Annotated in this window: 3 protein-coding genes and 2 pseudogenes; all 5 read left to right on the top strand. The window is 67.4% G+C overall.

Annotated features, from left to right (window positions below; genetic code table 11):
* Nucleotides 1-270 precede the first annotated feature (270 nt).
* Entirely contained in the window at nucleotides 271-855 is a 585-nt protein-coding gene (locus tag ACWEO7_RS38455) for a recombinase family protein (RefSeq protein ID WP_452430654.1), read from the top strand.
* 44 nt (nucleotides 856-899) lie between these two features.
* Nucleotides 900-1,634 (top strand): annotated as a pseudogene (locus ACWEO7_RS38450) (helix-turn-helix domain-containing protein); the annotation flags it as partial.
* A gap of 74 nt (nucleotides 1,635-1,708) precedes the next feature.
* The gene (locus tag ACWEO7_RS38445; protein ID WP_452430652.1) at nucleotides 1,709-2,341 is read left to right on the top strand and encodes a Mu transposase C-terminal domain-containing protein; all 633 of its coding nucleotides are present in this window, start codon (nucleotides 1,709-1,711) and stop codon (nucleotides 2,339-2,341) included.
* A 2-nt stretch (nucleotides 2,342-2,343) separates the two neighbouring features.
* Nucleotides 2,344-3,156, top strand: coding sequence for an AAA family ATPase (locus ACWEO7_RS38440; RefSeq protein ID WP_452430650.1), 813 nt, complete (start codon nucleotides 2,344-2,346; stop codon nucleotides 3,154-3,156).
* Between the two features lie 64 nt (nucleotides 3,157-3,220).
* A pseudogene (locus tag ACWEO7_RS38435) lies at nucleotides 3,221-3,757 on the top strand (recombinase family protein); the annotation flags it as partial.
* Between the last annotated feature and the right edge of the window lie 92 nt (nucleotides 3,758-3,849).

The raw sequence follows: 3,849 nt of genomic DNA, 5'->3' as shown, positions 1-3,849 counted from the left end.
GTACCGCATCAACGACATGTATGTCTGGGTGGTTCTGAATCGCACCGCGTTGATAGTCGAACGGTGAGCACGATCAATCAGGTTGGTGCAGCTGCCGGGGACTCCACATCCCGATGTCATCACCGGCTGCTCGGCCCCTGGTAGGTGTGTCGGTAACGATCGTTCGCGAGACACTCTCGGCGGCAGTCGGTTTCCGCAGGCCGGATCTGTAAAGGTTGCCGTGTACGCGGCAGTGTCAACCTGTCGGGGGTTACCGATACGTTCCGGGGCATGAGAATCGGCTACGGACGGGTCTCCACCCGCGATCAGCATCCTGAAGCGCAGCATGACGCGCTCACCGCTGCCGGGTGTGAGCAGATCTTCATCGACAAGGCTTCCGGCAAGCTCGCCTCCCGCCCGGAGTTGGGTAAGGCGCTGCTGGTCGCCAACCGGCCGAAAGACCAACTGGTGGTTACCAAGCTCGACCGGCTCGGCCGCTCCCTCGAGCACCTGATCGAGCTGTCGAAGACACTCCAGGAACGTGGAGTGGACCTGGTGGTTCTGGACCAGGGAATCGACACTTCCACCGCGGTCGGCCGAATGTTCTTCCAAATCCTGGGCGCCATCGCCGAGTTCGAGCACGCCTTGATGTCCGAGCGCACCCGCGACGGCCTCGCCGCTGCCCGCGCCCGTGGGCGCACCGGCGGTCAGAAACCCAAACTCGGGCCGCGTCAGGTACAGCTCGCACGGCAGATGTACGACGAGGTCGACGACCGCGGCAAGCGCCGCTACACCGTCGCCCAGATCGCCGCGGAATTCGGTGTCACCCGTCCCACGATCTACCGACATCTGACGCCCGAGCGCGTGAAAATGTAACCAGCGCACGTGAACCCGCGAGCATGGAAAGCGGGTGAGGGGTAATGATCGGCAGCGGACTGACCGGATTGACCGAAACCGACCGGCGAGAAGCGATGAGCCGGTTCGAGGTGCTGCGCCCTCATCTGGAAGACGGCGTGCCACTGACCCGCGCCGCGGCGGCGGCGGGTACGCCGCTGCGGACCGCGCAACGATGGCTGCACCGCTACCGGGCCACCGGCCTGTCCGGCCTCGCCCCGGCCAAGCGCCGCTCGACCGGCCGGCGCACCGACCCCGGGCTGGTGCGGCTGATCGAGGGCATGGCGCTGCGCCGGCCGCGTCAGTCGCTGGCGACGATCACCCGCCGCGCTGAGCGCGCTGCCGCGCAGCAAGGGTGGGCTCCGGTGTCCTACACCACCGTCCGTTCGATCGTCACCGGGCTCGACCCGGCTATGGTCACCCTCGCCCAGGACGGCGCCGCAGTCTTCCGCGACACCTACGAGCTGGTGTATCGCCGTCGCGCCGAGCACCCGAACCGGATGTGGCAGGCCGACCACACCCAGCTCGACATCCTCGTTCTCGACGCCGGCCGCGCCAGGCGGCCGTGGCTGACCGTGGTGCTCGACGACCATTCCCGTGCGGTGCCCGGCTACACCGTCAACCTCGGCGCGCCCTCGGCACTGAACACGTCGCTGGCGTTGCGCCAAGCGATCTGGACCAAATCCGATCCGGGCTGGCCGATGTGCGGGCTGCCCGAGATCCTCTACGCCGACCACGGCAGCGACTTCACCAGCGACCACCTCGCCCAGGTCGCGGTCGATCTGAAGTTCGCGATCGTGCACTCGACCGTCGCCCGCCCCCAAGGCCGGGGCAGGTGGAGCGGTTTTTCGGCGGCATCAACACCGAACTGCTCCCCGAGCTGCCCGGTCACCTGGTCCACGGCAAACCGGTCACCCCGCCGGCACTGTCGTTGCGGCAGCTCGACGAGGCGATCGGCCGGTTCATCACCAACGTCTACCACCAGCGCACCCACTCCGAGATCGGTGTCTCACCACAGCAAGCGTGGATCGCCGATGGATGGCTGCCACGCATGCCCGAAAGCCTCGAACAACTCGACCTGCTGCTGGTCACCGTCGCCACAGCGCGCGTCGTGCACCGCGACGGCATCCACTTCCAGGGCCTGCGCTACCTGCACCCCACCCTCGCCGCCTACGTCCGCGAACCCGTCACCATCCGCTACGACCCCCGCGACATCACCGAGATCCGGATCTTCCACAACAACCGGTTCCTGTGCACAGCCGTCAGTCCCGACCACAGCGGTGACACCATCGGCCTCAAAGACATCCATGCCGCCCGCCGCGCCTACCGGCGCCGGCTACGTGCACAGATCAACGAACGCATCACCGTCGTCACCGACTACCTCCCCGTCCGCGATCCGCCGCCCGCGCAGCCGGAACCGGAACCGGCACCGCCAGGGCCGCGGTTGCGCGCCTACCAGGAGGAATGACAGTGTCGCCGCCACGGAACTGGCCGTTCATCGCGACCAAGGAACACCGCCGGTTCGTCGAGTTCGCCGATACCGTCAAACGCGACCGGACCATCGGAATCTGCTACGGCGCAGCAGGAATCGGTAAAACACTGTCCGCCTCCCGCTACTCACGCTGGGACAAGGCCGCGCACCTGCTGACCACCTGGGGCCGGCGCGAGGACTCCGACCACGATGTCTACGCCGCGCTTGCCCGCTCGCGCACCGTGTTCTACACGCCCACCGTGGCCGCGCCCCTGCGCCAGCTACGCGATGACCTCCAACGTCTGACCATGCGGGTCAACTTCTGTATCGGCGACCACGTCCGCCCCGACCGCCGCGTGCACGAGTCGATCGATTACGTCGAACTGGTGATCATCGACGAGGCCGAACGACTGCCCGGCACCGCCATCGAGCACCTGCGCGACCAATACGACCGCGGCGACCACGGCCTGCTGTTCATCGGGATGCCCGGCATCGAGAAAACCTTCGCCCGCTACCCCCAGCTCTACAGCCGCGTCGGCTTCGCCCACCACTACCGGCCCCTGACCGGCGAGGAACTCACCTTCGTGCTGTCGCGGCACTGGCACAAACTCGGCCTCGACCTGGACGCCGACGACTTCACCGACGCCCAAGCCGTCGCCGCGGTCGCCCGCATCACCGGCGGCAACTTCCGCCTCCTGCAACGGTTGTTCGCCCAGATCCAGCGCATCATGCGAATCAACGAACTCCACACCATCACCGCCGACGTCGTCGAAACCGCCCGCAGCACCCTCGTCATCGGCACCACCACCTGAACAGCCCGAAACCCGCGCCACCCGCCACCGCGAAAACACCGCCACTTCCCGCCGCGAGTCACAGAGTACGGTCGACCAGAACACCGTCCGCCAGCTCGCCGGGATCGCCGTCGAGCGCACCTTCGTCGACAAGGCCTCCGGGAAGGACACCGCCCGCCCGCAGCTGGAGGAGCTGATCGGGTTCGTGCGCGACGGCGACACGGTGATCGTGCACTCCATGGACCGCCTCGCCCGCAACCTCGACGACCTGCGGCGGTTGGTGCGCACCCTGACCGGCAAGGGCGTTCGGGTGGAGTTCGTGAAGGAGTCACTGACCTTCACCGGCGAGGATTCACCGATGGCGAACCTGCTGCTGAGCATGATGGGCGCCTTCGCCGAGTTCGAACGCGCCCTCATCCTCGAACGCCAGCGCGAGGGCATCGCCGCGGCCAAGGCCCGCGGCGCCTACACCGGCCGCAAACCCGCCCTCACCACCGAACCAGCCGACTTGTTGCGCGCCCGCGCGACAGCCGGAGAGTCGAAAGCCGCGCTGGCCAGAGAGTTCGGCATCAGCCGCGAAACCGTCTACGCCTACCTGCGGACCGACGCTGCCACGGCCTGACCTGCGGAGGTTCCGGGTTCGAACACGAGAACGACAGCATGCCCCAGCGTGGGGCGCTGGTTGTTTCCGGGATACCGCTGCGCCCGGCGCGA

The organism is Nocardia sp. NPDC004260 (genome assembly GCF_053603155.1).
This window is presented reverse-complemented; position numbering and strand designations above follow the sequence as displayed.

Bases quoted from the DNA above. Each gene is read 5' to 3' on its own strand.
- ACWEO7_RS38455 (WP_452430654.1), top strand. From the start codon at position 271: ATGAGAATCGGCTACGGACGGGTCTCCACCCGCGATCAGCATCCTGAA.